Annotated in this window: 22 protein-coding genes and 1 pseudogene; 11 read left to right on the top strand and 12 right to left on the bottom strand. The window is 41.9% G+C overall.

What is annotated here, in order from left to right:
* Positions 1–12: 12 nt before the first annotated feature.
* Positions 13–1,200 carry an efflux RND transporter periplasmic adaptor subunit gene (locus AC0L6H_RS20235; RefSeq protein WP_473391152.1) on the bottom strand — a complete coding sequence of 396 codons (1,188 nt, stop codon included), beginning with the start codon at positions 1,198–1,200 and terminating at the stop codon, positions 13–15.
* Between the two features lie 191 nt (positions 1,201–1,391).
* Here AC0L6H_RS20235 and AC0L6H_RS20230 point away from each other — a divergent pair, with 191 nt between their 5' ends.
* Complete coding sequence (locus tag AC0L6H_RS20230) at positions 1,392–2,009, top strand: TetR/AcrR family transcriptional regulator (RefSeq protein WP_473391151.1); 618 nt, start codon at positions 1,392–1,394, stop codon at positions 2,007–2,009.
* Positions 2,010–2,036: 27 nt separating this feature from the next.
* On the opposite strand, the gene AC0L6H_RS20225 is transcribed toward AC0L6H_RS20230, so the two are convergent.
* From AC0L6H_RS20225 to nadC, 8 genes and pseudogenes are all read right to left on the bottom strand, one after another.
* Complete coding sequence (locus AC0L6H_RS20225; protein WP_473391149.1) at positions 2,037–2,918, bottom strand: aspartoacylase; 882 nt, start codon at positions 2,916–2,918, stop codon at positions 2,037–2,039.
* 43 nt (positions 2,919–2,961) lie between these two features.
* Positions 2,962–3,201, bottom strand: a complete 240-nt coding sequence (gene yacG / locus AC0L6H_RS20220; protein ID WP_473391148.1) for a DNA gyrase inhibitor YacG — start codon at positions 3,199–3,201, stop codon at positions 2,962–2,964.
* Between the two features lie 94 nt (positions 3,202–3,295).
* On the bottom strand, positions 3,296–4,048 hold the full coding sequence (gene zapD / locus AC0L6H_RS20215) for a cell division protein ZapD (protein WP_473391147.1): 753 nt from the start codon (positions 4,046–4,048) through the stop codon (positions 3,296–3,298).
* Positions 4,049–4,202: 154 nt separating this feature from the next.
* Positions 4,203–4,829, bottom strand: coding sequence for a dephospho-CoA kinase (gene coaE / locus AC0L6H_RS20210; protein WP_473391145.1), 627 nt, complete (start codon positions 4,827–4,829; stop codon positions 4,203–4,205).
* Positions 4,829–5,713, bottom strand: a complete 885-nt coding sequence (locus tag AC0L6H_RS20205) for a prepilin peptidase (RefSeq protein ID WP_473391144.1) — start codon at positions 5,711–5,713, stop codon at positions 4,829–4,831. Before AC0L6H_RS20205 ends, coaE begins: the two co-directional genes overlap by 1 nt.
* Before the next feature lie 159 nt (positions 5,714–5,872).
* Positions 5,873–7,080: pseudogene (locus AC0L6H_RS20200) on the bottom strand (type II secretion system F family protein).
* 144 nt (positions 7,081–7,224) lie between these two features.
* The gene (locus AC0L6H_RS20195) at positions 7,225–7,668 is read right to left on the bottom strand and encodes a pilin (RefSeq protein ID WP_473391142.1); all 444 of its coding nucleotides are present in this window, start codon (positions 7,666–7,668) and stop codon (positions 7,225–7,227) included.
* A gap of 218 nt (positions 7,669–7,886) precedes the next feature.
* On the bottom strand, positions 7,887–8,705 hold the full coding sequence (nadC, locus tag AC0L6H_RS20190) for a carboxylating nicotinate-nucleotide diphosphorylase (RefSeq protein WP_473394601.1): 819 nt from the start codon (positions 8,703–8,705) through the stop codon (positions 7,887–7,889).
* Positions 8,706–9,192: 487 nt separating this feature from the next.
* Between nadC and ampE the strand changes: the two genes are divergently transcribed.
* From ampE to AC0L6H_RS20140, 10 genes are all read left to right on the top strand, one after another.
* Positions 9,193–10,128 carry a regulatory signaling modulator protein AmpE gene (gene ampE, locus AC0L6H_RS20185; protein ID WP_473391141.1) on the top strand — a complete coding sequence of 312 codons (936 nt, stop codon included), beginning with the start codon at positions 9,193–9,195 and terminating at the stop codon, positions 10,126–10,128.
* 114 nt (positions 10,129–10,242) lie between these two features.
* The gene (locus tag AC0L6H_RS20180; protein WP_473391140.1) at positions 10,243–10,992 is read left to right on the top strand and encodes a GntR family transcriptional regulator; all 750 of its coding nucleotides are present in this window, start codon (positions 10,243–10,245) and stop codon (positions 10,990–10,992) included.
* 104 nt (positions 10,993–11,096) lie between these two features.
* On the top strand, positions 11,097–13,769 hold the full coding sequence (gene aceE, locus AC0L6H_RS20175) for a pyruvate dehydrogenase (acetyl-transferring), homodimeric type (RefSeq protein WP_473391138.1): 2,673 nt from the start codon (positions 11,097–11,099) through the stop codon (positions 13,767–13,769).
* A gap of 15 nt (positions 13,770–13,784) precedes the next feature.
* Complete coding sequence (aceF, locus tag AC0L6H_RS20170; protein WP_473391137.1) at positions 13,785–15,770, top strand: dihydrolipoyllysine-residue acetyltransferase; 1,986 nt, start codon at positions 13,785–13,787, stop codon at positions 15,768–15,770.
* 176 nt (positions 15,771–15,946) lie between these two features.
* Positions 15,947–17,368, top strand: coding sequence for a dihydrolipoyl dehydrogenase (gene lpdA, locus AC0L6H_RS20165; RefSeq protein WP_473391136.1), 1,422 nt, complete (start codon positions 15,947–15,949; stop codon positions 17,366–17,368).
* 162 nt (positions 17,369–17,530) lie between these two features.
* Entirely contained in the window at positions 17,531–17,773 is a 243-nt protein-coding gene (locus AC0L6H_RS20160; protein ID WP_473391134.1) for a DUF1289 domain-containing protein, read from the top strand.
* A gap of 178 nt (positions 17,774–17,951) precedes the next feature.
* Complete coding sequence (locus AC0L6H_RS20155) at positions 17,952–18,773, top strand: HDOD domain-containing protein (protein ID WP_473391133.1); 822 nt, start codon at positions 17,952–17,954, stop codon at positions 18,771–18,773.
* Positions 18,774–18,818: 45 nt separating this feature from the next.
* Positions 18,819–19,658, top strand: a complete 840-nt coding sequence (locus AC0L6H_RS20150; RefSeq protein ID WP_473391132.1) for a DUF481 domain-containing protein — start codon at positions 18,819–18,821, stop codon at positions 19,656–19,658.
* A gap of 140 nt (positions 19,659–19,798) precedes the next feature.
* Positions 19,799–20,542 carry a DUF481 domain-containing protein gene (locus AC0L6H_RS20145; RefSeq protein WP_473391130.1) on the top strand — a complete coding sequence of 248 codons (744 nt, stop codon included), beginning with the start codon at positions 19,799–19,801 and terminating at the stop codon, positions 20,540–20,542.
* A 227-nt stretch (positions 20,543–20,769) separates the two neighbouring features.
* The gene (locus AC0L6H_RS20140) at positions 20,770–22,707 is read left to right on the top strand and encodes a CHASE domain-containing protein (RefSeq protein ID WP_473391129.1); all 1,938 of its coding nucleotides are present in this window, start codon (positions 20,770–20,772) and stop codon (positions 22,705–22,707) included.
* Between the two features lie 58 nt (positions 22,708–22,765).
* On the opposite strand, the gene serA is transcribed toward AC0L6H_RS20140, so the two are convergent.
* The 3 genes from serA to AC0L6H_RS20125 all read right to left on the bottom strand — a co-directional run bounded on the left by serA (position 22,766) and on the right by AC0L6H_RS20125 (position 25,499).
* Positions 22,766–23,995 carry a phosphoglycerate dehydrogenase gene (serA, locus tag AC0L6H_RS20135; RefSeq protein ID WP_473391128.1) on the bottom strand — a complete coding sequence of 410 codons (1,230 nt, stop codon included), beginning with the start codon at positions 23,993–23,995 and terminating at the stop codon, positions 22,766–22,768.
* Between the two features lie 178 nt (positions 23,996–24,173).
* Positions 24,174–24,827 carry a ribose-5-phosphate isomerase RpiA gene (gene rpiA, locus AC0L6H_RS20130; protein ID WP_473391127.1) on the bottom strand — a complete coding sequence of 218 codons (654 nt, stop codon included), beginning with the start codon at positions 24,825–24,827 and terminating at the stop codon, positions 24,174–24,176.
* 12 nt (positions 24,828–24,839) lie between these two features.
* Positions 24,840–25,499, bottom strand: a complete 660-nt coding sequence (locus AC0L6H_RS20125) for a 5-formyltetrahydrofolate cyclo-ligase (RefSeq protein ID WP_473391125.1) — start codon at positions 25,497–25,499, stop codon at positions 24,840–24,842.
* Positions 25,500–25,504: the final 5 nt, after the last annotated feature.

Below are 25,504 nucleotides of genomic sequence, written 5' to 3'. Positions count from 1 at the left end.
GTTTACCGCTCTCTATTGGTTATAAATCAGCTGGCTGCGACTCAATGGCGTGACTAACTGTTGGTCTTGGATAAAGGCGACACCCGCGGTAATCACTTCAATATCGATATCGGACTGTGAACGTGCTGTGTTGAACTTGACAAGCATCGCTTTAGCTAAGGTTTGAACGATAGTGATGTACTCTTTTTTCGAAACATATTGCGTGTTAGTTTTAATAACGCTCAGTACATACTGTCCTTTTTCATCGGTTGCGATTGCCGTTAAGGGAATTTTATACAAAGCACCCGATTGCGCACTCTTGTCTGTCTCACCTAAACCATTAAGCGGTAGTATGATTTCTGCTGACATGCCAGGGAGGAGTTGCGGGTATGCTTGATTGAAGGTGACGGTAATTGGAAATGCGTTTGCGACTGATGCTTGTTTACCTATTTCCGTTAGCGTTGCCATATACTGCGCTGGGCTTTGATAATGAGCTGCGCTATGAGTCTCTGTATTGAGGGCTGGAATGAGTACTTGCACTTGGCTTGATAACGAGATGCGACCAATCACAGACTCGGGCACCACAGCCACCGCTTCTAGATTAGCTTCGCCTTGGATTGTGAATACAGGGCTTTGCGTAGTAATTTGTTGGTTGGGTTCTATCATACGTGCTGAAACGGTGCCGTTGTAGGGTGCATAGAGAGTGGTATCACGTAGATTTTGTTTGGCAATGTTAAGTGCGCTTTGTGCGCTGTTTACTCTTTCGTTTGCTATATTGTAAGCGGCCTGGGCGTTGTCTACTATCGCTTGTGGTACTAGATTTTGCTGTTTCAATGTTAAGTTTCTATCAAGTGTTTGCTTAGCTTCTGCCCGCGATGCTTTTGCTTCACCTAATACACCCTCACTTTGTGCTACTGCTAATTTATATAGTTTAGTGTCAAGTTGAGCGAGTACTTCACCTTGTGTAAATACTTCACCTAAATTTACTGAAATTGAAGAGACAACACCATTGACTTCGAATGATAGTGAAGTGTTTTGTGCAGCTTGCAGCCGCCCTGTGATGTGTCGTTGAATACTTCCATCGAACAATGACACAACTTGAGTTTTAACCATTTTGGGGACTTCTTGATAGTCACTTTCCTGGTTTTTTGTATCACTACATCCTAAAAAAAGAATGGCACTGGTAAGACAAATAATAAGGACAGGCAGTTTTGAGTTCATGTAAATAGGCTTCTTTGTTGGCTTTAAGAAAACGCAGGAAGTATACGCAGTTAAAGCTGTACTGTACAGTACAGTACCAATTAAAAAAATTTAGGTTATAGTTTTTGGCGTCTTATTTTTTGACATGATCGTTTTCTATTTCTAATCAGAAAGCGACTATTTGCGTTCAATCACGTGGTATCAAAGTAATTATGAGCAGTACTAAACAACTCACTAATTCACAAAAAGCCTCTCCGAAATGTCGTATTTTAGAAGCGGCTCGGGAATTGTTTTTTTCCAAAGGCGTTGCTGCTGTGACGACTGACATGTTGGTAAAGAAAGCCAAGACATCTAAAATGACTTTATATAAGTATTTTGCAAATAAAGACCAAATTCTTGAACAAGTCGTCTCTGAAGATGTGAGTAGAATTTTTACGCCGCTCAATACCAATATCGACAATGCCCAAGGATATCGTCAGGTAATCTTTGAGTTTTGTAAAAATTTAAGAGAGATTATATTCGATCCTGAAATTGTACGGTTTGACCAACTCATGGTTTCTCAAGCAATCAGTCATCAACATTTAACGCAGCAGTACTACAATCGCACTTATCAGCCGACCATAGACCGCGTTATTTTGTTACTCGAAATGGGGCAAGAGAAAGGCTACATAAAAATGAAGCATGCACCCGCCTTATTAACTGACATTCTAGTCTCTTCAGTATCTGGCTTAAATTACACAAGAGCGATGCATGGATTTGAAGGGCAAAAAGCCGCTAGTGACGAGGACATAGCGGCGATGTTAGAAATAGTATTGGGCCTTAATGTGTAGCATAAATCCGCCTAATCTTTGCGCTTTTTAGAATAAGCATTTGCTCGACGTAGCAAAGGCAAGGTTTAGATGATCATATGCCGCCTCGCCAATGAAGTGAGGATAGGTAACCTTGTCTTCCCACAAAATGTCATTGCCTGAAAAATCAACAAAGCAAGCTTGGTCAGTCTTCAGCGCCATAAAATCACTGCCTTCCAAACTTGGGTGCAACATTGCTGTTTTTTGCTTATCTTCGTCTGTGGGATAAGGAATTTCAGTGCCCAGACGATAAGCTTCTACCGGGGCAAGGTCAGTGTATGTATCTTGATTAAATGCTTCGATAAAACGCAGAATAGCAAGGGTCATCTCGACCGTTTGTTGATATATACTGGCTTTTAACGCCCCTTGTGTTTGTGGACCAACTTCAACCATCACGCCTTTTTTCGCAAGGGTGCAAAGGTAGCCAAATTGTTCGAAGGCTTGGTAATCTTCTACAAGTATGATGGCGCTTGGCATTGCATTTTTTACATAGCGTGCGAGTTGCTGGTTAAAATGGTCGTTTTCTAATACGATGAGGGTAGGGCCCATGTTACTCGTTGTATTGTGTATATCGATACAAAAATCGGTTTTAGCAGCGCTGCCTTTAGGACCATACTCTGCGTTGAAGCGCTGGGCTAGCTTTGCCTCTTGTGGGCTGGTGTCTTGAACAGGTGTTGCTAACTTGCTTAATGAAAACTGGCGGTTTAGGTCTTCGTCAATGTAGCGAACTCTCGCGTCTATTGCACATTCATTAACAAGCGCCAACTGAATATTGAGATTAGGGGCGACTTCGTGCAATTGTTGCGGTTTTTTTTGCCACTGTTTTACCGCTGCTATTCCCGACATTTCGTTGCCGTGAGTTCCACCGCTAATTAAAATTTGCTTTATCATCTTCTCTTATTCTACTAAGTTGCTTACACACTAAAATGAGGTTTTATGGTTTAAAAAATCCATCGCTATCGTTTGCTTGTTGTGCAAGCATTGCCTCGATATCTTCAATGTCGATATTGTCGGGCAGTTTATCTAACTTATGTTCGTCACTTGGAATACTATGCTCTTCATTTGCCCATTGGCCGAGATCGATCAACTGACATCGTTTTGAACAAAAGGGTCTGTGAACGGCTTTGTCATTCCAAATTAATTCTACTTGGCATGTGGGGCATTTTACTTTCATGTTTGACTGTACTACCTATCTTGACATTAATCTGAAGGACTAAGTTTACTGTAAATAGTGCTTGAGAATAAGCCAGCAGACAAAAAAATTTAACTTAGCAACTAGCCAATTTAAACATTACTGTATCGGTAACAGCAGCACTTGTGCCAGCCTCTGGTTGTAGCTTCATAAATTTAACACCATACCGAGAACGGCTGCCACTTACGACAGGGTAAATGCCTGAGGCGAGATCACACTGTATTCTGACAAGTTCTATTTTGTCTTCAACACTTCCTTGATAAAATCCACTTTGGATTACCATGTCTTGGAAGCGTGATTTTTCACGTAAAAAGGAAAGAAGCATTTCGAGACTCGTATTTATCAAAGACAGTTGTGAAACCCATTTTTGCATATCACTTTGCTTTTTATGCGAGGCCTGTTTTAACCAACAAAATAAAGAAGGTAAATCGAAACTGGTCACCCCGCCAGGAATCGCAAAACGTTGACGAATATTGTTTAAGAACTTTTCTTCTCGTAAACTGGCGCCGAGCTTTTTGTTTTTCTTTATATCACTGCCAACACGATGAAGATTTTGCAAAGCGAGTTCAAGTGCCTCGGTATCGATGTCTGGATGTTGTGACCAATGTACGAGTTTGCGTTCATGGGCATCAATATCTCGTAAAAAATCGGTGCGTAAATCAAGACGATCGACTAAGTCAGTAACGTTAAAGAGTACTTCAAAAAAATAGAGGTATTGATTCTCAGTTCGGGCAGATTGGGACTCTTTTAATTGAGCAAACAACTGCTCAAGTCGCAGGTAGTTTCTCACCTTTTCGCAAAGTGGAAATTCGTAAAGCGCGACCGACATTAAATTCTCCTGATTAGATTCAACGGCGATTGCCGTAAGTAGTTGCTACAGTTGGTATTCTACACAAAAATTACGCGCTTGGGGGCGACGAATGCAGATAATTTTAAAACTTATCGGTTTAAGTCCCGAAGTTTTCGTTGTGCCAAGCTTTTATCTAGACTCGCCGTGCTAAAGACAGGTATTTAGTGTGTAAGACCTCTACTTGCGGAGCAAGTAGCTCAATACCTTGACTGTTATCTATTATATCATCTGCTAAGGCTAATCTTTCTTCGCGGCTTATTTGAGATGCAATAATATTGCGAATGGTAGTTTCGTTTCCCCCATCACGACCAAGGGTTCTGGTTAACTGTTGCTCTTGCGTAATATCAACAACTAAACTTCGATTTACCAATGCATGCAGATTATTCTCAAATAATAATGGCGCAGATAAGATGCAATACTGCGACCGCGTTTGCGCTAATTGGTTCAGCATATTTTCTCGAATGAGCGGGTGTAAAATAGCGTTGACCTTCTCTTTTGCTTCATTATCAGCAAAAATAATTTCTCTTAAAGCGCCGCGGTTTAGGGTCATCTGTGGGTCAAGTATGCCATCCCCAAAAGTGTTAACTAGGGCTAAAAGGCCTTGTGAACCGGCTTTAACTACGTCTCGTGCAACTAGGTCAGCGTCTACGATGTCTATGTCTCTGGCAGCGAACAAATTAGTCACTGTGGTTTTACCACAGCCGATCCCACCGGTAACGCCAACAATGTATTTTTTCTTTAATAAGTTAGGCTGATGCATTATAGAGTCGACAAATACCAAGTTGAAATATCTTGTCCGTACAGCATGGTTAAAAACCCTGCTGCGGCCAAATAAGGACCAAAAGGTATTGCAAGGTTACTGTCTTTCTTTTTCAACACCATAATACAAATGCCCACGATAGCGCCAACCAACGATGACAGTAATATTACAATAGGCAAATGCTGCCAACCTACCCATACGCCAATGGCAGCAAGTAATTTGAAGTCGCCGTAGCCCATGCCTTCTTTTCCCGTCGCCAATTTGAACACCCAATAAACGATGAATAAACTCAAGTAACCGGCCGCCGCTCCTACCACTGCATCAAATAAAGAAACTGGCGTGTTGCTTGGGTCAAGATAAGCAATCAGCAATAAACCTATCCACAACATAGACAAGGTCAAGGTGTCAGGAAGTAGCATCTCGTCGATATCAATAAAGGTCATCGCAACTAAGAGCCAAGTACAAAAAATAAAGCCAAATGCGATGGGCGTAAACCCTAACTCATAGGCGACCCAAGCGCTTAATACCGCGGTGAGTAATTCGATAAGTGGATAACGAATAGAAATAGGATTTTTACAATTGCTGCACTTGCCTCGTAAAAATAGCCAGCTAATCACGGGAATATTTTCCCATGCTCTAATTTTATGCTGGCATTTTGGACAGGTTGAATCTGGTTTGACTAAGTTAAATGGTGCTCGCTTAGATGCGGCGTGTGGATCGTAGTTATCACCCTGATTGTGTGCATCAATCTGATCTTGCCATTCATTTTTCATCATCACGGGAAGGCGATATATAACGACGTTTAAAAAACTACCGACCAATAGCGATATGCCAAACACGAAACAGATATAAAAGGTGGGCGATGTTGCCATGAGTTCTAACATGATTGAGTGTGTAAACCTTATAAAAATAGATGGATGCGCGCTTTGCCATTATGTAAATTCTACTACACTTTTATATGAGGTAGCGTGCATAAAAAAGGCTTATCGCACGATAAGCCTATAATATTTAATTAAAAAGAGCGAATAAAAGCCTTTGCTAAACTAAACGACCGCGCCCATTTCAAAGATAGGTAAATACATCGCAATGATAAGGCCGCCAATTACCACGCCCAACACCGACATAATCATTGGTTCCAAAAGACTTGTGAGACCGTCAACCATATCATCAACTTCAGCCTCATAGATATAGGCTATTTTGCTCAGCATATCGTCTACCGCACCAGACTCTTCACCGATGGCAATCATTTGTGTCACCATATCTGGAAACACGTTTGTTGCTCGCATTGCACTATTCATTTGGGTTCCGCCCGATACTTCGCGTCGAATGTAGAGAATAGCATCTCTAAAAACGGCGTTGCCTGATGCACCCGCTGCGGATTCAAGCGCTCCAATTAATGGTACTCCGGCTGCGAAGGTTGTTGACAGCGTTCGTGTAAAACGTGCTATCGCGGCCTTTTTCAAGATTTCTCCAATGATAGGTATTTGCAAAATTCGTGCGTCTACGTAGTCTCGAATTTTAATTGATTTTCGATGGGCTCGCACAAATAGCCATGATGCCGCGGCCATTCCAGCACCAATAAAAATACCGTAGGACTGCACAAAGTTTGATAATGCAAGCACCATTAAGGTAAATGCGGGTAACTCGGCGCCAAACCCGGCAAATATTTCTTCAAACTGCGGTACCACAAAAACCAATAAAATAATGGTAACGATAAATGCAACCACTAGCACCGCAATTGGGTAAAACATGGCTTTTTTAATTTTAGATTTTAGTGCTTCATTTTTTTCTTTATACAGGGCGATTCGATCGTAAATCGTTTCAAGGGCACCCGATTGTTCACCGGTTTCTACTAAATCGCAGTATAATTCATCAAATTGAAGAGGGTGGCTACGAAGCGCTGCAGACAAAGGGTTACCTGCTTTTACTTCATCGGTAACCGTACTTAATAGTTTGCGCATGGATTCGTTGGGGTTGCCTTGTCCAATCATTTCTAAGCTTTGAATTAGGGTTACACCCGCGCCTAGCATGGTCGCTATTTGTCTGGACATGACGCACACATCCATTGGCGTTATCTTTGCCTTGCGCTTGAACATCGGAACGCTTTTTTCTTGACTCGGGTCGCTGAAATACCACGACGCCTTAACATGTTCTTTGCTTCTAACAAATCTTTAGCGGCAATTTCGCCTTTGCTTTTCTTGCCACTTTTGTCCGAACCAGACCAAACGAAATCATTTGTAATAACAGCCATAAGGCTCCCCTAATTTTTACTATGCTTATTAGATCTAACGCCTTTTATATAGAATTCTTTAGCAACAAAAACTCATACAAAAAAAGCTAAACAAAAAGCCCAGTAAGACTGGGCTTTTTCGAAACTCGTATCACTATTACTTAATTAGCATAAAGTAGTAGGGTTACAAACAGTTGTCCACGTTACAGTGCCGTTAGCACGTACAGGAGTAAGTTCGATGTAACTTTTTGCAGTACCATCAATAGTTAGACCTGAGTTACCGCTAGCAGTTGCCTTGATAACACCGTCAATGATTGATAGACCAACAGCAGTGTCTGAACCAGTTACTGCAGCAGGGATGCCTTTAGTTCCTGCGTCACATAAGTCAGTTGCCGTTGCGTCTGTTCCACCCGCGATTTGAGCACAAACTTCAACCGCTGATTTAGCCGCCGCAGTTGCATTAACTACTTCAGTAAATTTCGCTTTGTCTGTGTAGTTTTGGTAAGCCGGTAATGCGATGGCTGCCAAAATACCGATGATTGCAACAACAATCATTAATTCGATTAGGGTAAAACCTTTTTGATTAGATTTAATAGTATTCATGTTCATAATAATTCTCCGAGCGTCGTTTAACGCGATTTTTTTAACAGTGTGGTTTGTGTATAGTTGCGGAAAGTCACCTTATTAAAATGTGTCTCTCCTCAACCTCGGAAATGATTATATGCCTCAATCCTATGCTGTGAAGTATGCAGACATATACCTAAGTGTGTGTTTGCACACAAAAAAACCACTAAAGTTAGTGGTTTCTCCTAGCTAACTATCTGTTTTTACAATATTAATAAGGAAAGGTCGACAGCGTTGATATGCTTGGTAATTGCACCAGATGATATATAATCAACCCTTGTTTTCGCTAATTCCGTCAGTCTTTCTTCGGTAATGTTGCCCGAGACCTCTAGCTTACACTGGTGATTATTGATAGAAACTGCCTCTTGGATCTGTTCTGTTGAAAAGTTGTCAAGCATTACTATATCTGCGTTTGCAGCGATTGCTTGGCGTAATTCATCTAGGTTTTCTACTTCTATTTCTATGGGTTTTTGCGTTTGCAAGGCTTTTGCTTGAGAAATTGCATTGGCTATTGAACCACAGGCTTTTATATGGTTTTCCTTTATAAGGAAGGCATCATACAATCCCATGCGGTGATTTTTACCACCGCCACAAGCCACTGCATACTTTTGTGCTTGACGAAAGCCAGGAATAGTTTTGCGTGTATCAAGCAATGCAGTCGAAGACCCTTGCAGAAATTTTGCATAGTGTGCCGTTGTAGTAGCGGTGGCACTTAACATTTGAAGAAAGTTAAGCGCTGTGCGCTCGCTAGTCAAAATTGCCTTTGCGCTACCTTTGATATCAACTAGCGTGGTGTTGGCTTTTATTGCTTGACCATCCTCACAATGCCAGGTGAGTTCGAGTGATGGGTCTACTAACATAAATGCAGATTGCGCCCATTGTAAGCCGCATACAACTATGTCTTCACGGGTAATTATATGTGCATGTGCGGTGGAGTCTTGCGCAATTAGATTCGCGGTAATGTCATGGTTAATAAAAGATTGCAAGTGTTCAAGTTTGCTATGCTCTGTGTCAGATACCATTGGCAGCGGACTTAAGTCTTCTATTAGTGCGCGCTCTACATCTCTGTCTATGCTTTCTTGTGTAATAGCATATGTTGTGATGTCGATGTTTTTGGCATCACGCGTTTTGCTTGTATGTGATTTCAATACCTATCCTTATTTGTTAATAAATACATAAACCAATACACAAAATAATGTAGGTTTGAAGCGAGACTCTTCAGCAGTGCCACTCTTGCGAAGGTATAATACTAATCGTTTAAGCGAATCGTAATTCCTACAGAGGCGGTAATCTGCTTTATACTAGCTCTTTCATCCTTTAAAAAAAGGATACTGTTATATTTTACATGCCAGTTGTGCGCCTAACAAGCATTCCAATACAATAATAAGTTCATGCTAGTGGGTCTTTTGCAAGTTTCAGTATTAGCACTATCTGTCATAAAGTAAACTTTGTTGCAGTCTATAGGCGAATGATTATACTAAATGTCTGTTTAATAAAGGACATAAACTCGTGACACTCTTTACCTTATTAATCGTTATGGCGCTCGAAAGAGTCGTTGTTAAATCTAAAGCCTTCCACATTACTGCCTTAGCAAAACAATACTTTGCATTTATACTTCCATTTTTACCCAAACAAGAAACTAACGACTCCTCTGCATCGAACAGCAATACATTGGTGATGATTGTAGTCTGCGCACTGCCCGCTTTCGCCGTTTGGCTACTGGTTCATTATCTCCCTAGCCTATTGGTATTTGTATTATATATAGCGGTGCTTTGGGCATGTTTAGGCTGTCCTATGACGCGACAAACCTACAAGCGTTATTTGCAAGCGGCCAATCGTGAAGACTTTGAAGCCTGTTCTTTATATTCAGAGCAATTTGGTAACAAGGGCGGCGATTTATCGAATGTGGGGAAACAATTGGTGTTGGTTAATTATCGCCATTATGCAAGCGTAATCATATTTTTTGTCTTGTTTGGATTGACAGGTATGGTTTTCTATTCACTGTGCAAAGAATGGTATTTTTATAAAGTTGATGAAAAAGCTGGTGAAGCTGAACAAGCGTCAGAAGTAGAAGAAAGAGTTGTTAAGCAGTCAGATGACGATGAAGTTGTGCACTCTTTTCAGCATGAATCAACGCCATCTTTGCATGCCCAAGAGCAGGTTTTATTTATTCTAGATTGGTTGCCCGTTCGCATAACCGCGTTTGGTTTTCTGCTTGTTGGACACTTTAGTAAAAGCCTGCCGGTGTGGCTTGAAACAGCAGCCGATACCAAGCTCAACGCCTATGACGTGCTCGCAAAAGTGGCGAAAGCGAGTGAAGATATTGTGCCATGTGAAAATCCAGAGTTACAAGAGCCGTTACAAATGGTTAAGTTAGTAAAACGAAATGTTATTTTCTTGTTAATGGTCGTATCAGTTATGACATTAGCGGGAATAATTGGTTAAACACTTTACTTTTGTAAATACTTGTTTAGAATGCTCTTGGTTAATTGGTAATACCATTGTCATTTTTCACTAGAACAATGTTATTAAAAATCCTTATTTTAAGCTTGAGACAAGATGATTAGACAAACAAAACTCTCAGATGTAATCACTGAAAGACTAGAATCTATGATTGTTGATGGCACATTATCGGCTGGTGAAAAGCTTTTACCCGAGCGTGAGCTAGCCGGCAAGTTCAATGTTTCGCGCCCATCTCTGCGTGAAGCAATTCAAAACTTGCAAGCAAAGGGCTTGATAGAGCGTAAACAAGGTGGTGGCACCTTTGTATCACAACATTTGAATAAACGGTTGTCAGATCCTCTCCTTGAGCTAATTTCTAAGCGTCCTGAAACCCAATTTGATTTGCTCGAGTTTAGGCATTCCCTTGAAGGCATGGCAGCTTTTTATGCGGCATTAAGGGGGAGCAGCGAAGATCACGCGGCACTCACAAAAGCATTAGAAAAACTTAACTCACCAAGTGTAAAGGCAAATCCAGAAGAAGAAGCTTTAGCCTTAGGTGAATTTTATTTTGTGATGGCGCAAGCGTCTCAAAATATGGTCTTAGTGCAGGTTATGCAAGCAATGCGTTTAATGCTCGAAGACAACGTTAAGCAAAACTTAGCGATGCTACGTTCAGGCGCACAAGTAGAAAACGAAATATCGCAGCAACGGACGGCTATTGTACAAGCGATTATATCAGGTAACCCAGATGCTGCGCGCGACGCAAGTCATCTTCATTTGTCATTCATTGAGCAAACCTTGTTGGACATAAACAAAAATAATGTGCATGTTCAGCGCAGTTTGCGACGAATAGTGAGTGATAGTTAGTACGAGTAATTTAGGAGGTAGGGCGCGTTAACCCAACAATAATGAGTAACGCGAGCGTTCCTTACAAAAAACAAGACAGTTGAACCAATGAATAGGAAAAAACTATGGCGGATATGAAACAATCTGATGTTGACCCGATTGAAACGCAGGAATGGATAGAAGCGCTTGAAGCGGTGTTAGAAACAGAAGGCGTCGATCGAGCGCATTTTTTATTAGAATCGCTTATTGAAAAAGCCCGTCGTAACGGTGCACATTTACCTTATGATGCAACCACGGCATATATAAATACTATCCCTGCTGGCCAAGAGCCAACTATGCCTGGTGACCAAACCATTGAAGCTAAAATAAGAAACGCTATTCGTTGGAATGCGCTTATGATGGTACTGCGTGGCTCCAAAAAAGATTTGGAACTAGGTGGTCACATTTCCAGCTTTGCTTCTTCTGCAATGTTATACGATGTTGGTTTTAACCATTTTTTCAGAGCACCCACTGACGATAACGGCGGCGACTACCTTTTTGTTCAAGGACACGTATCGCCGGGTATCTATTCCCGCGCTTTCATAGAAGGTCGACTCAGTGCCGGTCAACTAGACAATTTCCGTCAAGAAGTGGGTGGTGAGGGCATATCGTCTTATCCACATCCTAAATTGATGCCCGATTTTTGGCAATTCCCCACAGTTTCTATGGGTCTAGGCCCAATGCAAGCTATTTATTTAGCACGCTTTTTGAAGTACTTAACGAATCGTGGATTGCGCGATTGCTCAAATCAACGCGTGTGGTGCTTCATGGGTGATGGTGAAGTAGATGAGCCAGAAAGCTTAGGTGCTATTGGTCTTGCATCGCGTGAGAATTTGGATAACTTAACGTTTGTTATCAACTGTAATTTACAGCGTTTAGATGGTCCTGTACGTGGTAATGGCAAAATTATCCAAGAGCTAGAAGGTACTTTCCGTGGCGCGGGTTGGGAAGTAATTAAAGTTATTTGGGGTCGCTATTGGGATTCATTGCTTGCGAGAGATACCTCAGGCAAGTTACTTGATGTGATGAACGAAACCGTTGATGGTGAATATCAAAACTTTAAAGCTAACGGTGGTCAGTACACGCGTGAAAACTTCTTTGGCAAGTACCCAGAGCTAAAAGAAATGGTTTCCAATATGTCTGATGAAGATATTTGGCGACTAAACCGAGGCGGACACGATCCAGTTAAAGTATATGCGGCATATAAACGTGCTACAGAAACCCAAGGTCGTCCACAAGTTATCTTAGCTAAAACGGTTAAAGGTTATGGTTTAGGCGCGGCTGGCGAAGGTAAAAACATTGCTCACAACGTGAAAAAAATGGACGCCAGTTCTGTAGAACTTTATCGCGACCGTTTCAATATTCCTTTGACTGACGAAGCTTGTGCAAACCTAGAATACTATAAGTTTGACGAAGATAGCCCTGAAATGAAGTACTTGCGTGAAAAACGCGAAGCGTTGAAAGGCTACATGCCTGTGCGTCGCGCAAATAGTACAGAAGAGCTTCCAGCACCGCCTTTAAAAGCATTTGAAGCAATTACTAAAGGTTCTGGAGACAGAGAAATCTCGACCACCATGGCTTTTGTTCGTGTCCTTACCGTTATGCTTAAAGACAAGCAAATGGGACAACGTGTTGTGCCAATTATTCCAGATGAAGCGCGTACCTTTGGTATGGAAGGCTTATTCCGCCAAGTTGGTATTTATAGCAACAGCGGACAAAAATATGTTCCACAAGATAAAGACCAAGTTGCTTACTACCGCGAAGATAAGAAAGGTCAAGTATTGCAAGAAGGCATAAACGAACTTGGCGCTATGTCATCATTTGTTGCTGCGGGGACATCATACTCTCTTAACAACCTACCTATGCTTCCGGTATACATCTACTACTCTATGTTTGGTTTCCAGCGTGTGGGTGATATGGCATGGGCAGCGGGTGATTCACAGTGCCGTGGTTTCTTAGTGGGTGGTACTGCTGGTCGAACAACGCTAAACGGTGAAGGTTTACAACACCAAGATGGACATAGCCACGTGCAAGCTGGACTTATTCCAAACTGCGTAAGTTATGACCCAACCTACGGTTATGAAGTTGCAGTGATTGTTCAAGACGGTATTCGCAGAATGCTCGAGAATCAAGAAAACGTATTCTACTACCTGACTGTAATGAACGAAAACTACGTTCAGCCTGAAATGCCAAAAGGCTGTGAAGAAGGTATCTTAAAAGGTATTTACTTGCTTGATAAAGTTGGCTCTGCAAAATCTAAGAAGAAAGTTAAACTCTTAGGTTCGGGCACTATTTTAGTTGAAGTACGCAAAGCAGCCGAGATTTTGGCGAAAGACTATAGCATTCAAAGTGAAGTATACAGTGTGCCTTCATTTAATGAGCTAGGTCGCGATGGTATAGATTGTGACCGCTTTAATATGCGTAATCCAAAAGCGAAACAAAAAACCGCTTACATCACTGAAGTATTAAATGATGGTAACGATGGCCCAACGATTGTTGCGACTGATTATATCAAGTCTTATGCGGAGCAAGTAAGAGCATTTATACCAGGTACATATCGAGTATTAGGTACAGACGGATTTGGTCGTTCTGATAGCCGCGCCAATTTGCGTAGCCATTTTGAAGTTGATGCGAATAACGTTGCTTATGCCGCTTTATATGAGTTACATAAAGCAGGTGATTTAGATGCCGCCACTTTGGCTAAAGCGCAAAAAGCGCTTGAGATTGACGGCGACAAAATTAACCCACTATACGCATAAATAGGAGAACGAATCATGGCAGATTTAAAAGACATTATAGTTCCTGATGTGGGCGACGACGAAGTTGAGATCATTGAGATATGCGTCGCTGTGGGCGATTCTCTTGAAGCCGAAGCTTCAGTTGTCACTGTTGAAAGTGATAAAGCCAGCATGGACATCCCCATTCCCTTTGACGGTGTTGTAAAAGAAATATCGGTGAAGGTAGGGGACAAAATAAAAGAAGGTGATTTATTAGGTAAAGCCGAAGCTTCATCGGGTGCTTCTGATAATGCTGCAGAGTCGGCATCAAGTGCACCGCAAGAGTCAAGCGAAGAGAAAGCGTCTGAAAATACGCAAGCAAAAGCCAGCGAAGAAACGTCGCAAGCGTCTTCTTCTGGTGGCGCTACCAATGTGATTGAAGTCACTGTGCCAGATATTGGTGATGCTAGCGATGTTGACATCATTGAAATCTTGGTCAATGAAGGCGATAGCGTTAACGAAGAAGACGGCTTAATTACCCTTGAAACTGATAAAGCTACGATGGATGTACCTGCACCGCAAGCGGGTAAAGTCTTGTCTCTTAAAGTGAAAGTGGGCGATAAGGTTTCTGAAGGAAGCCTCGTCTTGACTTTAGAAGTGGGTGCTTCAGAAAGTAGTTCAAGCGATAGTGCTGCATCAAGTGCACCAGCACCAAGTCAATCTAGTGGAGACAGCAGTGCTTCTTCAGTCATCGAAGTAAAAGTCCCTGATATTGGTGATGCAACAGATGTTGATATTATTGAAGTACTCGTAAACGAAGGCGACGAAATCGAAGAAGAAGCCGGACTAATTACCTTAGAAACCGACAAAGCTACGATGGATGTACCGGCTCCTAAAGCAGGTAAAGTGGTTTCGCTTAAAGTCAAAGTGGGTGACAAAGTGTCAGAAGGTTCTTTGGTCTTAACCATGGAAGTTGCTGGTGAAGCCAGTTCTGCCCCCCAAGCTTCTGAAAGTAAGCCCGCGGAGTCTGCGCCGGCAGAAACATCACAAGCACAAGCACAAAAAGCGCCGCCAGTTCCACATCACCCTTCAGCCGGTGGAATTAAGAAAGCAGGCCGCGTTCATGCATCACCATCGGTTCGACGTATTGCGCGTGAATTTGGTGTTGATTTAAGCTTGGTTACGGGTTCTGGACGTAAAGGACGTATTGCGAAAGAAGATGTTCAGTCTTATGTGAAGTATGAATTATCTCGTCCGAAAATGACACCAGGAACAAACGTCAGCCAAGGCGGTGGCGGTTTACAAGTATTAGCGCCGCCTAAAGTCGATTTTGCGAAATTTGGTGAAGTTGAAGAAGTTGCACTTACGCGAATTCAAAAGCTATCTGGTCCTAATCTGCATCGTAATTGGGTGACTATTCCTCATGTTACCCAGTTTGAAGAAGCCGATATCACCGATATTGAAGATTTCCGTAAGCAGCAAAACCAAATTGCAGAAAAACGCAAGCTAGGCGTGAAGATTACTCCTCTTGTGTTTATGATGAAAGCGGTCGCTGACGCACTTAAACACTATCCAACCTTTAATTCATCGCTTTCTGCTTCTGGTGAAAGCTTGGTAATGAAGAAGTATTTCCATATCGGTATTGCAGTAGACACACCAAATGGCCTAGTTGTGCCGGTGGTGCGCGATGTTGATCAAAAAGGCGTAATGGATATTTCCAAAGAATTAATGGAAATTAGTGTTAAAGCCAGAGACGGCAAACTTAAAGCAGCCGATATGCAAGGCAGTTGTTTTACTATTTCTAGCTTAGGCGGAATTGGTGGAACGGCCTTTACACCAATTGTTAACGCGCCTGATGTTGCGATTTTAGGTGTATCAAAAAGTGAAATTAAGCCTAAATGGAATGGCAAAGACTTTGAGCCAAGGTTAATGCTTCCTTTATCACTGTCTTACGATCACCGTGTTATCGATGGTGCATTAGCAGCTCGTTTTGCTGTGCATTTGGCTGATTGTTTAGCCGATATGCGTCGTATATTGATGTAAAGCCAGTAACCTAATGCGTACTATGAAGTGCGCATTAGGTGTCAAAATGTAAAACATAAACCCTTAGTATTATGCTTTATAGCTAATATAGCCAATAATGAGGGTGAATTGCCGTATTAATTGAATTAGAATATGCGGTATCGACAGAATTAAATTATTGAGGTCTTATCAAAGTCATGAGCGAAATCAAAACACAATTAGTGGTACTTGGAGCGGGTCCAGGTGGTTATTCAGCGGCTTTTAGAGCGGCTGACTTAGGCATTGACGCAGTAATTGTAGATGCACGAGAAACCCTTGGTGGTGTTTGTTTAAACGTAGGTTGTATTCCTTCAAAAGCACTTTTGCATGTAGCTAAAGTGATTCAAGAAGCAAAGCACCTTTCAAGTCACGGCGTTAGCTTTGGTGAGCCTAGCTTCGATTTAGACAAAATTCGCGGTTGGAAAGACTCGGTTGTTGGCCAGCTTACTAAAGGCTTGGCGGGCATGTCTAAAATGCGCAAAGTAAATCATGTGCAAGGCTACGGCAAGTTTACCGGTGCAAACACTCTAGAAGTTGAAGGTAAAGATGGCAAAACCACCATTACCTTTGAACACGCAATTATCGCAGCTGGTTCAGAGCCTGTTTCATTGCCCTTTATTCCAAAAGATGACGACCGTATAATGGACAGCACGGGCGCCTTGGAAATGAAAGATATCCCTGCCAGAATGTTGATTTTAGGTGGCGGTATTATCGGCCTTGAGATGGGTACGGTTTATCATGCGCTAGGCTCGCAAATAGATGTTGTTGAGTTCTTAGACCAATTGGTTCCTGCAGCCGATAAAGACGTTATGAAAGTCTACATGAAAACCATCAAAAACAAATTCCACACAATGCTTGAGACGAAAGTCACCGCTGTAGAATCTAAAAAAGATGGTGTATACGTTAGTTTTGAAGGCAAAAACGCACCTGAAAAACCGGTTCGTTATGACCGCGTATTAGTTGCTGTTGGTCGTCGTCCTAATGGTTCACTTGTAGGCGCTGAAAAAGCAGGCGTAAACGTTGATGAGCGCGGTTTTATTAGCGTTGATAAACAGTTACGTACCAATGTTTCGCACATATTTGCGATTGGTGATTTAGTTGGCCAGCCCATGCTTGCACACAAAGCAGTGCATGAAGGTCATGTTGCCGCTGAAGTCATTGCTGGACAAAAACATTACTTCGACCCACGAGGCATTCCTTCAGTCGCTTATACTGAGCCAGAAATCGCTTGGGTAGGTTTGACTGAAAAAGAAGCGAAAGAGCAGGGCGTCAATTACGAAGCATCAACCTTCCCATGGGCTGCTTCTGGTCGCGCTATAGCTTCCGCTGCTACTGACGGCCTAACCAAAATACTCTTTGATAAAGATACAGGCCGCGTGATTGGTGGTGCTATGATTGGTACTAATGCCGGAGAAATGCTTGGTGAAATCGGCCTTGCTATCGAAATGGGTGCTGATGCAGAAGACATCGCGTTAACCATTCATGCTCACCCAACCTTGAATGAATCTATTGGTCTTGCCGCTGAGATTTTTGAAGGTAGCATTACTGATATGCCTAATCCGAAAGCAAAAAAGAAATAACCTTGCTGCATTAAGCAATAAAAAAACCGACATTGTCAGATTTGTCGGTTTTTTTATGCCTGTAAACCGTCGTTCATTGTGCTAGCGCGAGTTTCACTAGCGAAGTTCATAAAATAACTTATAATACGATGATTATTTAGCCACTTTGGGTATCCATCTTTTATGCAGCAAATGGAGTTTTTCGCTATCCCAAGCCCTTGCATCGGTGTATGCGAATCAGGGCCTCGTGGATATTGTAAAGGCTGTTTTCGTAGTAGAGAAGAACGGACACATTGGCTTGCAATAGATGATCAAACCAAACGTATTATAATAAGCGCTTGCAACCGGCGTAAAAAAGCATATAACGCACGCAAAAGCCAGTTAGACAAGTCTGATACCCATTTTCAACAAGGTGATCTTTTCTAAATTCTCGTTGCCCTTTATTAACTTTCAAGCACTTTATGCTGTTAGCACTTTTCCTTGCTAAGGTATTGGGCTAGGTCTACAGGTATAAACCACCTTACCTTTACCATCATTTAAAGCGAGTATACTCGTCGCTAATAAACCTATCTTCGCGATAGACCCAACCCAAGCGAGAGACACTATGTCAATTACACCAATTGTAAAATATGCCAATAAAAGCTTTACACTCCCTGATACTTGTTTGCGTTTGCGTCAGATGTTAGATGACCCACATTCGGGGATTAAAGAAATGGCACAAGTAATGTCATTAGATCCCTCTTTAAGCGCAAAAGTATTAAGGCTGGCAAATAGTGCATTGTTTAGGTTTCCTTCGCAGATTACTAGTGTCCCAAAGGCGCTAAGTATAATTGGTGGAGAAGCGGCCTATAACATCTCGATGGCCGAAACCGCAAATTTAGCATTTAAGTCATTCACTACGCCGTTGCTTAATTTTACACAATTTTGGGAAAAGTCCGTGCTTACAGGTATTATCGCGCAGTCTATCGCACAACAGATGCAAGAACGTGGCAGTGAGCGTTTCTTTGTGATGGGCATTTTGATGAATTTGAGTGAACTCGTTTGCGCAACTCGATTGGAAGAAAAATATATTCAATATCAACACCGTGACGATTCGCTTCTTCCTTTAGAGCATCAGCGTGCTACTTTTGGCTTTACTTTTAGCCAATGCTCGGGCCTTATTCTTGAAGGCTGGCAGTTACCTGAAAACTTGTATTTAGCGCTGAAAGGCTTGTCACTATATAAAAATCAACAGCTTAGCAAAGATGAAAGTATCATGTACATGGCAGCAACCATGGCCGACGCGCATCTTGGCCAAGCGTTATTGCAACATCCACAATTGCACTTACAAGCGATACAATCTATTGGCTTAAATGATTATGAATATGATATTATTCACCAGTTCGCGCAATCAGAATCGAGCAAGATTGCTCTAGCTATTAATTAGCTTTTTTTATTTAATCAAAGCGCGAACGTAAACAAAGATTGCGCTATGGTTAAAACTCTTTATTTATTACTTTGTATACTTTTAATGCAGGTGCCTAGCTTGGCATTGGCACAAGATAAAGCATCTGACTTTTTCAGGAACTTAAGCAAAGAAAAGAACCTACTTGATGCGCTGTACAATAAAAATAGAAAATCCCCGTCCAGAAATGCCAAGCTCAAGCCATTTACCCTCGCTGGCGAAGCCGGGCTATTAAGTACCTCAGGAAATACTGACACCAGCATTGTTAAGTTAGCTTTTGAGTCAAATCATGAGATGACAAACTGGAGTAATCGCTACGAAACGCAATTTCTTCGCCGCAAAAATACCGTCAATGCGAATGCTGGGAAAACGACGGTTGAGACAACACGTATAGAAGTGTCAGCACAGTTAGACTATAAACTTGTGGAACCCAATAACCGACTTTTCGCCTACGTCGAGTACGATGACAACCAATTTAATAGTTTACGCGATCAAGCAACACTCGTAATGGGATGGAGCCAGGTAGCTTGGAAAGAAGATAAGTCTGAATTTAGATATAGCATTGGGCCCGGTTATAGTCATATACGCCAAACCCGCAAAAATACGCGTATCGAAGAAATGATCGTTAGAGGGACCTTGTTTTACAATTTACAATTTGGAAAAAACTCTCGTTTTCGTCAGACTTTGTCGGCCGAAGTGGGCGAAGAAATAACCAAAGCACGCTCACAATCATCGATCACATCAAAGGTGTTTGACAAACTCGCAATGAAGTTTAGCGTTAATTTAGTCTTCAACGAAAGTGTCGCAGCAAGTGACAGTGAATTATCAACGCAAACAAGCATATCCATGGTATATCAGTTTTTCTAGAAAGACCCCGCAAAATCACCTCTGAGGCCTTGAATTGTGCTAGAAAATGGATAGAATACGCGCCTTCACAGATTCTATTATCGTTTGTATTATTTCGTTGCGAACGCCTATTATCGAATTAAATTAAAAAAGGAAGAGTAATGAAAAAGCAATTGATCGCATTATCGCTACTATCACTAGCATGTGCACCGTCAGCTTTCGCTGACGAAAAGAAAGATCTACAAATGGACGGCGAATTCGGATTGATTTTCACCACAGGTAATACCGAAACTACCTCTGCAAAAGCCGCTTTAAATGCCAAACAAGAATTTGAATCTTGGAGCAATGAGTACACTATCAAAGGTCTTTACAAGAAAGACACGGTTGAAGTGACGGGTGAAGAAGATGTAGAGCAAACAACTGCACAAAAGTTTTTTGCCTCGGCTCAGGGCAACTATAAGCTAGATAATCCAGCTCACCGTATATTTGGCTTCGCTTCTTACGAAGACGACAGATTTAGTAGCTTTAAATACCAAGCAACACTCGCAGCGGGTTGGAACCATAAAGTATGGGAAGATGAGGACAGTAGCTTTGACTACAGTATTGGTCCTGGTTATTCTTTTGCTAAGAATCAACTTGATGAAAGTGTAAATGGCGTAATTATTCGTGGCGCTTTAAATTATAGCTTGAAACTGTCTGATACAGCGCGTTTCTCTCAAACCTTTAGTACAGAAGTTGGTTCTGACAATACTAAATCACGTGCCGAGAGTGCGTTAACTGCGCAAATCGCAGGTGACTTATCGATGAAACTTTCAATTAAATTTGATCACAACACTGAGGTTGGCGTGACAACTGAAAAACTAGATACCGAAACTGCGGTAACACTAGTATATAGCTTCTTCTAAAAGCTCAAGACCTGAAAAAGGTTAAGGTAGTGCTTTCGCCTTAACCTTTCTTTCCTAGTACATTATCCATCTTCCCCTCATCCTTCTCGTTATTGGCGAGAGACTAATCTCTTTTGCAATTTGTTTGTTTTGTGTCAAACTCTATTTCTATACTGTCGGTGATGAGTGAGTAAATGGATTTGACGCAATCATATATACCAAAGACAATACCTACAAAGGCATCCCCCATGTCTTTGCGAGTCAAAGTGCTAGAACATGAAGGTATGCCGTGGCTTATTTTAATATGTATGCTTTTTGCTACCGTCCTTGTATGGAAATTTTCTGAATACCAAACCGAACAAAGAAAACAAGATTATTTTTTATATCTAGCGAATAAAAAAGCCAATCTAGTCGTCACTAGAATGCAGTCATACACTCAAGTATTGCGTGGTAGTGCAGCATTGTTTGCGTCGAGCGATAAGGTCAGCAGAGATGAATGGCGTACTTATGTGCAGGAGTTGGCTCTTGATGATGCTTTACCTGGCATTTTAGGAACGGGCTATGCCAAGGTCATTCCTCCTAATTTACGTGAAGCACATCAACAAGAAATTCAATCTCAAGGATTTCCTGACTATAAAGCGCCGCCTTTAGGGGATCGCGAACTCATTACTAGCATTATTTACCTTGAACCTTTTAATCAACGTAACAAACGTGCATTTGGCTATGATATGTTTTCAGAACCCGTTCGCCGGGCTGCAATGATCAAAGCACGCGACACCGGAAAAGCGACCTTGAGCGGTAAAGTGACATTAGTACAAGAGTCTACAGAAGATATACAACCTGGATTTTTAATGTATCTACCTGTGTATCAAAATAACACGCAGCATAACGACACACAAAGTCGTCGCAAGCATCTTATTGGTTTTGTCTATAGTCCTTTTCGAGCACATGATCTGATGGACGGGTTTCATCATTCAAGTGGAGGTCAATTGACCTTAGAACTTTTCGATGGTGAAGCCATTGCCGATAACTATTTATATCGTTGTGATGACACGAATGAAAGTTCGCGATATAAGGTCGATATTCCTTTAGTTATTGCCGGACGACCTTGGACCGTCCGCTTGCGTAATGGCGTAAATTTTGAAACCAATATTCCAGTCTTACCTAGCTATTTAATATTGACAGCAGGCATTGGAGCAAACCTTGCGATTTTTGGCGTATTGTTGGTTAGCTCTCGAAGTAAGCGAGATATGCGAATCGCTACTGAGAAGTTAAAACAAAGTCATGATAGTTATCGTACACTTGTAGAAAACGTACCTGGAACGGTATTTAGGAGCCAAGCTACACCGCCTTGGGTGTTAGAAACGATTAGCGCAGATATTGAAAAACTCACTGGGCATCCACCAGAATACTATTTAGCCCCTGAGCAAAGTTTTAGACCTTTTGTTGAGCCACGTGACGAGGCGCTCGTAACAGAAAAAATTAGAACAGCAATTAGCGAGTGTCAACCTTACAATGTCGAGTATCAGATAACTACGCACAGTGGTGAGGTCCGATGGGTAAATGAACGCGGCCGTGCAAACTACAATTCAAAAGGGGATGCGATAAGCGTAGACGGCGTAATTCTAGACATTAGCAATAGAAAAAAAGCAGAATTAGCAATTAGAGAACTCGCATTTTATGATCCCCTAACCAATCTGCCAAATCGGCGACTATTGCTAGATAGATTAAGCCAGCATATTTCTTCGAGTAGTCGCTCTAAACAAGTAGATGCGCTTTTATTCATCGATATTGATAACTTTAAAACGATAAACGATAGCTTAGGCCATAAAGCAGGAGACACATTACTCACCGAAATTGCACGCAGATTACTTGATACCGTGCGCGAAAATGACACCGTAGCGCGCATCGGCGGTGATGAATTTGTCGTCTTACTTGATAATCTTTCTAACGATAAAGAAGAAGCCCTCAAATTTGCTTTGCAAATTGGGCAGAAACTCATCGATACCATCAATCAACCCTATTTGTTAGAAAACAAGGTCACTGAATGTACCACTAGTATTGGCATCACCAGCGTAAGTGGGCAAGGAGCCTCTGTTGACGAGCTCTTACGACAAGCTGATCATGCGATGTATGAAGCGAAATCGGCTGGACGCAATTGTCTGAAGGTGTATAGGCAGTCTTAATGGCAAGAGGCAGTAGTAACGCAAAACATGCTTTAGTGCGCTAATACTGCCTTATTTTTTAATGCAGAATACGTGTTTTTATGGTGTCTTCAATTGCCGCGAGCTGCGCTAAGCCCTCTGAGGCGTTCTTCGATTCAATATCTATTACCACATAACCAATATTTTCATCGGTCTGTAAGTATTGTGCAGCAATGTTGATACCTTTGTCAGCAAACGCTTGGTTGATTTGCGTTAGAACGCCAGGTCTGTTTTTGTGGATATGTAACAAACGCGATCTATTTGTGTGCTCAGGCAACGACACTTCAGGGAAGTTAACTGCAGAGAGCGTTGAGCCATTGTCACTGTATTTGACTAGCTTACCTGCGACTTCTATGCCTATGTTTTGCTGGGCTTCTTGTGTTGAGCCGCCTACATGTGGGGTTAGTATAACATTATCAAATTTGCGTAGTGGTGAGGTAAATTCTTCGCTGTTTGACTTTGGTTCAACAGGGAATACGTCAATAGCGGCGCCGTTAAGCTTTTTACTTTCAAGTGCTTCACACAAGGCGTCTATGTCGATTACTGTGCCGCGTGCAGCATTAATCAAAATAGCCCCATCTTTCATTTGAGCAAGCTCTTTTTTACCTATCATATTTTGTGTATGACTCGTTTCAGGCACATGCAACGTCACTACATCAGAGGTCGCTAGTAGTTGCTCGAGTGATTTAACTTGGCTTGAATTACCTAAGACCAGTTTGTCTTCAATATCGAAAAACTGTACGCGCATGCCTAAATGTTCGGCTAGTATACTCAGTTGCGTGCCAATGTGGCCATAGCCAATAATACCTAAGGTTTTACCGCGTGCTTCATAGCTGTTGATGGCTGTTTTTTGCCATTCGCCTCGGTGCGCCAATGCGTTTTTTTCAGGTATGCCTCTAAGTAGCACGATAATTTGTCCAAGAACAAGTTCGGCAACTGAACGGGTGTTTGAAAAAGGTGCATTAAATACTACGATGCCGCGCTTTTGGGCGGCTTTTAAATCTACTTGATTGGTGCCTATACAAAAACAGCCAACGCCTATGAGTTTCTTAGCGGCGTTAAATACTTTCTCAGTTAGCTGCGTGCGTGAACGAATACCCACGAAGTGTGCATCTTTAATCTTTGCAATTAACTCATCTTCAGGTAAGGATGTCTTCAATGACTCAACGTTAGTGTAGCCATTGCTTTGAAAAGACTCCAGAGCGCTAGGGTGCAATCCTTCTAGTAGCAACACTCTGATTTTATTTTTGGCTAACGATTTCTTGCTCATTGATTTACTTACCTTGTCCTGAATGTGAATTAACGCAAAAATTGCGTTGCTATTACAATGTAAAATAGAATAAAGACATCTAGACGTCTATTTGATTTGCGTGAACAATAGTCAAAAATGCTAATTTAAGCAAGCTTAAATTAGCATAAGCGCTGTGTTTTTATTAATTTTCCCGTTTTTATGTGCGCGTAACACCGCTGTCGGTGCCCGTTAGCACAATATCTGCTCCTCGATGTGCAAATAAGCCGTTGGTAACCACGCCTACAATCTGATTGAGTTGCGTTTCTAAGGCAGGAGGGTCGAGAATCTCAAGGTTATGTACATCAATAATATGATTGCCGTTGTCGGTAACAAGCCCTTGGCGATAAACTGGATCGCCGCCTAATTTAACTATTTCTCGAGCCACATACGAGCGTGCTAGCGGGATGACTTCAACAGGTAAGGGAAACTTGCCTAAAATAGGGACATGTTTTGTGTCATCGACAATGCAAATGAAGGTTTTTGCTACGGCCGAAACAATCTTCTCACGTGTTAAGGCCGCGCCGCCGCCTTTTATCATATGTTTGTGTTCAGTTATTTCGTCAGCGCCGTCAACATATATATCGAGGTTGTCTACTTCGTTTAGGTCGAATACTTCAATCCCATGTGCTTTTAGTCGCTCAGTAGATGCCTTTGAGCTCGACACAGCGCCTTGTATTTTATGTTTATGTTTAGCGAGTTCGTCGATAAAAAAGTTGACCGTTGATCCCGTACCTACACCTACGATTGCGTCATTGCTAATAAATTCAATAGCGGCTTCGCCGGCGGCTTGTTTTTTCAAATTTTGATCCATGTCTGTTCCTTGTTAAAACGAATACAACGTAGTAGGTGTAAGTATCGCGGGTAAGGGGATATCCCATACTTGCGTAGGTAATGCTAACGATTTTTGCATGTCGTGTGCTAAGCCACATATCAAGGGTAATGAAGACGACTGTGTATGCTGGCTGCGTCGTTCACATATATATTGTAAGGTGCGATCGTAAAAGCCTCCACCCATTCCCATGCGGTTGCCTTGCTCATCAAAGGCGACTAAGGGTGTAAATATAACATCTAAGGCAGCAACTGGGCAGATTAATGACACATCTAAGATGGGTTCAGCAATTCCAAAAGGATTATTTTGCATGGCCGTGTTTTTATCATATCTCAAAAATAGCAGAAAGCCTTTGGTAAAAGGATGTAAAACCGGTAAATATACTTCTTTATTTTGCTGCCACAAATAGTCGATTAGTGGCTGGGTGTTAATTTCACCATCAAAACTAAGATATAGCGCAACACGTTTTGCTTCTTTCAACAGGTTTAGCTCAATCGCTTTATTAAGCAGGTTTTGTGCTGCACTTTTTTGCGCTTGTTGGCTTAATTCGTTGCGCTTTTCTCTAAAAGCAGTGCGCACTCGCTGACGCGCTTCATCAACCTCGGTCAGCTTATTTGCGCCAGCTCGCTCTGTATTAGAAAGCCTATTGTTCATAGTGG

Source organism: Glaciecola sp. G7-5, assembly GCF_055808975.1.
Note: the sequence above shows the minus strand (reverse complement) of the source record. Positions and strands in the feature narration are given on the sequence as shown.

Coding starts and splice junctions, on each gene's coding strand:
- nadC (WP_473394601.1), bottom strand. CDS start 8,705: ATGGTATCTGACACAGAGCATAGCAAACTTGAACACTTGCAATCTTTT.
- AC0L6H_RS20230 (WP_473391151.1), top strand. CDS start 1,392: ATGAGCAGTACTAAACAACTCACTAATTCACAAAAAGCCTCTCCGAAA.
- AC0L6H_RS20205 (WP_473391144.1), bottom strand. CDS start 5,713: ATGTTAGAACTCATGGCAACATCGCCCACCTTTTATATCTGTTTCGTG.
- AC0L6H_RS20150 (WP_473391132.1), top strand. CDS start 18,819: ATGGTTAAAACTCTTTATTTATTACTTTGTATACTTTTAATGCAGGTG.
- aceF (WP_473391137.1), top strand. CDS start 13,785: ATGGCAGATTTAAAAGACATTATAGTTCCTGATGTGGGCGACGACGAA.
- AC0L6H_RS20155 (WP_473391133.1), top strand. CDS start 17,952: ATGTCAATTACACCAATTGTAAAATATGCCAATAAAAGCTTTACACTC.
- zapD (WP_473391147.1), bottom strand. CDS start 4,048: ATGTCGGTCGCGCTTTACGAATTTCCACTTTGCGAAAAGGTGAGAAAC.
- AC0L6H_RS20180 (WP_473391140.1), top strand. CDS start 10,243: ATGATTAGACAAACAAAACTCTCAGATGTAATCACTGAAAGACTAGAA.
- AC0L6H_RS20225 (WP_473391149.1), bottom strand. CDS start 2,918: ATGATAAAGCAAATTTTAATTAGCGGTGGAACTCACGGCAACGAAATG.
- AC0L6H_RS20140 (WP_473391129.1), top strand. CDS start 20,770: ATGTCTTTGCGAGTCAAAGTGCTAGAACATGAAGGTATGCCGTGGCTT.
- lpdA (WP_473391136.1), top strand. CDS start 15,947: ATGAGCGAAATCAAAACACAATTAGTGGTACTTGGAGCGGGTCCAGGT.
- AC0L6H_RS20125 (WP_473391125.1), bottom strand. CDS start 25,499: ATGAACAATAGGCTTTCTAATACAGAGCGAGCTGGCGCAAATAAGCTG.
- aceE (WP_473391138.1), top strand. CDS start 11,097: ATGGCGGATATGAAACAATCTGATGTTGACCCGATTGAAACGCAGGAA.
- AC0L6H_RS20160 (WP_473391134.1), top strand. CDS start 17,531: ATGCAGCAAATGGAGTTTTTCGCTATCCCAAGCCCTTGCATCGGTGTA.
- serA (WP_473391128.1), bottom strand. CDS start 23,995: ATGAGCAAGAAATCGTTAGCCAAAAATAAAATCAGAGTGTTGCTACTA.
- AC0L6H_RS20235 (WP_473391152.1), bottom strand. CDS start 1,200: ATGAACTCAAAACTGCCTGTCCTTATTATTTGTCTTACCAGTGCCATT.
- coaE (WP_473391145.1), bottom strand. CDS start 4,829: ATGCATCAGCCTAACTTATTAAAGAAAAAATACATTGTTGGCGTTACC.
- AC0L6H_RS20145 (WP_473391130.1), top strand. CDS start 19,799: ATGAAAAAGCAATTGATCGCATTATCGCTACTATCACTAGCATGTGCA.
- AC0L6H_RS20195 (WP_473391142.1), bottom strand. CDS start 7,668: ATGAACATGAATACTATTAAATCTAATCAAAAAGGTTTTACCCTAATC.
- yacG (WP_473391148.1), bottom strand. CDS start 3,201: ATGAAAGTAAAATGCCCCACATGCCAAGTAGAATTAATTTGGAATGAC.
- rpiA (WP_473391127.1), bottom strand. CDS start 24,827: ATGGATCAAAATTTGAAAAAACAAGCCGCCGGCGAAGCCGCTATTGAA.